The 5,413-nt window shown below is 73.2% G+C and carries 5 protein-coding genes; all 5 read left to right on the top strand.

Annotation, left to right across the window (positions count from 1 at the left end; all coding sequences use genetic code 11):
* A partial coding sequence (locus tag E1264_RS39615; protein ID WP_132182229.1) for a lysine 5,6-aminomutase subunit alpha occupies positions 1–1,175 on the top strand: 1,175 nt, incomplete at its 5' end.
* Positions 1,172–2,017, top strand: coding sequence for an OAM dimerization domain-containing protein (locus E1264_RS39610; RefSeq protein WP_132182227.1), 846 nt, complete (start codon positions 1,172–1,174; stop codon positions 2,015–2,017). The genes E1264_RS39615 and E1264_RS39610, both read left to right, overlap by 4 nt.
* Positions 2,014–2,409 carry a hotdog fold domain-containing protein gene (locus E1264_RS39605; RefSeq protein ID WP_132182225.1) on the top strand — a complete coding sequence of 132 codons (396 nt, stop codon included), beginning with the start codon at positions 2,014–2,016 and terminating at the stop codon, positions 2,407–2,409. Before E1264_RS39610 ends, E1264_RS39605 begins: the two co-directional genes overlap by 4 nt.
* 584 nt (positions 2,410–2,993) lie before the next feature.
* Positions 2,994–4,691 carry an apolipoprotein N-acyltransferase gene (gene lnt, locus E1264_RS39600; RefSeq protein ID WP_243711457.1) on the top strand — a complete coding sequence of 566 codons (1,698 nt, stop codon included), beginning with the start codon at positions 2,994–2,996 and terminating at the stop codon, positions 4,689–4,691.
* A 5-nt stretch (positions 4,692–4,696) separates the two neighbouring features.
* Positions 4,697–5,413 (top strand): polyprenol monophosphomannose synthase (locus E1264_RS39595; RefSeq protein WP_132182223.1); only part of this gene is annotated, 717 nt, incomplete at its 3' end.

Raw genomic sequence — 5,413 nt, 5'->3', positions numbered from 1 at the left:
GGGAGCATGAGATGTGTATTAGAGCCAGGGTGTACCTGATCGTCGCGACCGGCGACATCTACGAGGACATCCCGCAGGCGCAGGCCGCCGCGCGCGAGGGCGCCGACGTCGTCGCGGTGATCCGCTCCACCGGGCAGTCGCTGCTGGACTTCGTCCCCGAGGGCGCCACCCGCGAGGGCTACGCCGGCACCTACGCCACGCGGGAGAACTTCCGGCTGATGCGGTCCGCGCTGGACGAGGTGTCGCGCGAACTCGGCCGGTACGTGCGGCTGACGAACTACGCCTCCGGCCTGTGCATGCCGGAGATCGCGACGCTCGCCGGGCTGGAGCGCCTGGACATGATGCTGAACGACTGCATGTACGGGATCATCTTCCGCGACATCAACCCCCGCCGGACGTTCATCGACCAGCGCTTCTCCCGCCAGATCCACGCCCGCGCCGGCATCGTCATCAACACCGGCGAGGACAACTACCTCACCACCGCCGACGCCGTCGACGCCGCGCACACCGTGATCGTCAGCCAGCTGCTGAACGAGCGGTTCGGGCACGAGGCGGGCCTGGCCGACGCGCAGCTCGGCCTCGGCCACGCCTTCGAGATCGACCCGGCGATCCCCGGGTCGTTCCGGCTGGAGCTCGCGCACGCGCAGCTCGTCCGGGAGCTGTTCCCCGGCGCGCCGCTGAAGTACATGCCGCCGACCAAGCACATGACCGGCAACATCTTCAACGGGTACCTGCTGGACGCGTTCTTCAACCTCGCGGGCGTGCTGACCGGGCAGTCGATCATCCTGATCGGGATGATGACCGAGGGCATCCACACCCCCTGGCTGTCGGACCGCGACCTGGCGCTGGAGAACGTCCGCTACGTCCGCGACGCCTGCGGGAGCCTCGCCGAGGACTTCATGCCGCGCCCGGACGGCATGCTCGTCCAGCGCGCGAAGCAGGTGCTGTCGGAGTCGGTCGACCTGCTCGGCCGCATCGCCGACGACGGGCTCCTGAACGCCATCGCCGAGGGCACGTTCGGCGTCACCCGCCGTCCGCCCGACGGCGGCAAGGGCCTGGACGGCGTCGTCCCCCGCGCCGGCGGCTACGTCAACCCCGCGATCGAGATCCTCGACGCCGAGAACCCGGACGCGGCCTGTTCGGGCGGCGCGGCCGGTCAGGAGGTGCCCGCATGACGGTCGAGAGCCCAGGGACCGGGACGCAGGCCCCGGCCGAGCCGGCCGACGCCCGGCAGGTGATCCGCCCCTACGGCGACACCACCGGCGACGGCATGGTGCAGATGTCGTTCACCCTGCCCGTCCCCGCCGGGAAGCGCGCCGACGCCGCCGCGCTGCAGCTCGCCGGGAAGATGGGCCTGGACCCCGCCAGCGTCGTGCACGCCAAGCCGATGGGTCCCGACTTCACCTTCTTCATCGTGTACGGGAAGGTCGGGCACCTCATCGACTACGCGTCCATCCCCGCGCCGCCCGAGCGCGCCTACCCGCTGCTGACGTCCCAGGAGGTCAACCAGGCGATCCGGCGGGCGCTGAACCGGCCGCTGGTCGTCGTCGGCGCCTGCATCGGCACCGACGCGCACACCGTCGGCATCGACGCGATCCTGAACGTCAAGGGGTTCGCGGGGGAGAAGGGCCTGGAGTACTACCGGGAGATCCGGGTGGTGAACATGGGCGCGCAGGTGACCGTCGCCGAACTGGTGGAGCGCGCCAAGGCCGAGGACGCCGACGCCGTCCTGGTGTCGCAGGTCGTCACCCAGCGCAACGCGCACCTGCACAACACCAAGCAGATGGCCGCCGCGTTCCACGCCGAGTACCCGACCGCCGTCGCCGGCGGGATCGGACGGCCGCTTCTGGTCGTCGGCGGCCCCCGGTTCGACACCGTCACCGAGGCCGACCTGGGCGTCGACCGGATCTTCGGGAAGGGCACGACGCCCGCCGAGGTCGCCAGCTACCTCGTCCACGCCCTGCTGCCCGCCGAGACCTTTTCCAGCACCGACGGCGAGGAGGACGAGGAGCAGTGAGCGACCCGCGCGAGGGGACGTCCGTCACGCACCGCAGGTACATCCCCTACTCCCACGCCCACTACGCGGGCGACCTGGTCGACGGCGCCTACGTCCTCGGCCTGTTCGGGGACGTCGCGACGGAGCTGTGCATCCGCACAGACGGCGACGAGGGCCTGTTCGCCTCCTACTCCGACGTGCAGTTCCGCGCGCCCGTCCGGGCGGGGGACGTCCTGGAGACCACCGCCGTCCTCACCCGCGCCGGAACCCGCAGCCGCGTCATGGACTTCGAGGCCCGCGTCGTGTGCCGGGGGCGCCCCGACAAGGGCGAGTCGGCCGCCGAGGCGCTGCCCGAGCCGATCGTCGCGGTCACCGCCACCGGCACCGTCGTCGTGTCCGCACCCGGCGGCTGAGCCCCCGGGCGGCGCGCACGGGCAAAGATCGAAATTCGGTCCGGCCAATTCGCCCAGCGTGACGATCATGGGGTTGAGCTGGGAAAACACTGAGTCACCGCAGAACATGCGGCGGTTGACAAGGTGGCGGAAGCCGGTAGTTTTGCTGCAGTCCAGCACGGGACTCACCGATCGGCCGCCCGGGGCGCCGCCGGGCGCCGCGCACGACGGGACGGGGATCACGCGAGTGGTCGACACGTACCCGCCCGAGCCAGCGCGGTGATCCGGGGGCCGTGCCCGGACGGAGCCGCCCGATCGCGCGGGGGGTTGGACCCGGGAAGGGCCCGGACATCCAGTAGAAAACGGAGCCTCGCTCTCACCGCCTGTGAGACGACTCCGGCCCGACGGATGTCGCGGGCCCTCTTCCGTGTCTCCGGGCGTCCGTGTCTCCGGGGTGCCGTGTCTCCTGGGCCCCGCTTCCGTGTCCGCGGGACCACCCTCCGCGCACGCCGCCGCGTCGCGCGAGCTTGCGCGCGGCCGTGCGGTCGCCGCGGCCGCCGGAGCCCGGTAGCGTTCCCACCAAGGACGAGGGAACGAGGTGGGACGTGGCGCAGGAGACCCTGCCGGACCGGTCGCCGGCCAAAGGCCCCGGCGCCGGAACCGGCGGTGAATCCGGCGGCGGTTCCGGCCGCGCGGCGCGGCAGGGGCGGCTGAGCGGCCTACCCGCCCGGGTCCGCGCCGGCGGCCGCGCCGGATGGCCCCGCACCCTCCTGGCCGCCGCGTCCGGGCTGGTCATGTGGCTCGCGTTCCCGCCGCTCGACCTCACGCCCCTCGCGCCCGCCGGCGTCGCGCTGCTGACGCTCGCCCTGCGCGGCCAGGCGCCCCGCACCGGCGCCTGGCTCGGGTTCGTCGCCGGCGCCGCGTTCTTCCTGCCCGTCCTGGAGGGGATCTCGGCCATCGGCCCGGACGGGTGGATCGTGCTCAGCCTCGTCCAGGCCCTGTACTTCCTGCCGCTCGGCGCCGCGGTCTCCCTGGTGTCCTGGCTGCGGGGCTGGCCCGTCTGGACGGCCGCGCTGTGGGTCGGCGAGGAGCTGGTCCGCGGGCACGTCCCGTTCGGCGGGTTCCCGTGGGCGCGGCTCGCGTTCAGCCAGACCGCCACCCCCCTGACGCCCTACGCCTCCCTCGGCGGCGCGCCCCTCGTCACCTTCCTGACCGCGCTGATCGGCGCCCTGCTCGCCTACGCCGCCGTCGTCGCCCACCGCGCCCACCGGGCGCGGTGGGCGCGGGAGGGCCGCTCGGCGGGAGCCTGGCGCGCCGCCGCGCCCGCCGTGGCGGCGCTCGCGGTGATCGCGGCGCTCGCCGGGGGCGGCGCGCTGATCCCCACCCCCACCTCCGGGCGGCCCGTCACCGTCGCCGTCGTCCAGGGCAACGTCCCGCGCCTCGGCCTGGACTACCTCGGCCAGCGCAAGGCCGTCCTGAACAACCACGTCCAGGCCACCCACGAGCTCGCCCGCCGGGTCCGCGCCGGCGAGGTCGCCCGGCCCGAACTGGTCGTGTGGCCCGAGAACGCCAGCGACCTGGACCCCTACGCCGAACCCGACGCCTACAACGCCATCGACGGCGCGGTGAAGGCCGTCGGCGTCCCCGTCCTGGTCGGCGCGCTCACCGACACCCCCGACGGCGAGAAGGTCGAGAACCGCGGCATCGTCTGGGACCCGCGGACCGGGCCCGGCGACTACTACGTCAAGCGGCACCCCGTCCCGTTCGGGGAGTACCTGCCGTTCCGCGACGTCCTCACCAAGCTGATCACGCGGTTCGAGCGCATCCCCCGCGACTTCGCCAAGGGCACCCGCTCCGGCGTCATGCGGCTCGGCCCCGTCACGGTCGGCGACGTGATCTGCTTCGAGGTCGCCTACGACAGGGAGGTCCGCGACGTCGCGCGCGGCGACCTGCTGGTCGTGCAGACCAACAACGCCACCTACGGCCGCACCAGCCTCCCGCCGCAGCAGATCGCGATGTCCCGGCTGCGCGCGGTCGAGCATGGCCGTACGATCTTGGTTGCCGCGACGAGCGGCATCAGCGCGATCGTCGCCCCCGACGGCCGGATGGTCGACACGTCCCGGGAGTTCGTCCCGGACCTGCAGGTCGCGACCGTCCAGGCGCGGACGTCGCGGACGCTGTCGGACCGGCTCGGCGCCGCGCCCGAGCGGGCGCTCGCGGCGCTCGGGCTCGGCGCCGCCTGCGCGGCGGCATGGGCGGCACGGCGCGCACGGGCGGCGGACGGCACGAACGAGGGGAATTGACACCGATGGAGATCCCAGCCGACCTCGGCCGGGTGCTCGTGATCATCCCGACCTACAACGAGCGGGACAACATCGAGCGCATCACCGGCCGGGTACGCGAGGCCGTCCCGTCGGTGGACGTCCTGGTGGTCGACGACGCCAGCCCCGACGGCACCGGCGAGGTCGCCGACGCCCTGGCGGCCGCCGACGAGCAGATCAAGGTCCTGCACCGCGCCGGGAAGGACGGCCTCGGCCCCGCCTACATCGCCGGGTTCCGGTGGGCGGCCGAGCACGGCTACGACGTCATGGTCGAGATGGACGCCGACGGCTCCCACCAGCCCGAGGAGCTGCCGCGGCTGCTCACCGCGCTGGAGGACGCCGATCTGGTCATCGGCGCCCGCTGGGTGCCCGGCGGGAAGGTCCGCAACTGGCCGAAGCGCCGCGAGGCGCTCTCGCGCGGCGCCAACACCTACGCGCGGGTGATGCTCGGCTTCCACCTGCACGACGCCACCGGCGGCTACCGCGCGTTCCGCGCCGCGACCCTCGACAAGATCGGCCTGGACGACGTCGATTCGCGCGGCTACTGCTTCCAGATCGACCTGGCGTTGCGCGCCGTCCGGCAGGGCCTGCGCGTCGTGGAGGTCCCGATCACGTTCGTGGAGCGCGTCCACGGCACCAGCAAGATGAGCCGCGACGTTATGGCGGAGGCCGCGCTGCGCATCACCAAGTGGGGCGTGTCCGAC

This window comes from Actinomadura sp. KC216 (genome assembly GCF_004348535.1).
Taxonomy (GTDB): domain Bacteria; phylum Actinomycetota; class Actinomycetes; order Streptosporangiales; family Streptosporangiaceae; genus Spirillospora.
This window is presented reverse-complemented; position numbering and strand designations above follow the sequence as displayed.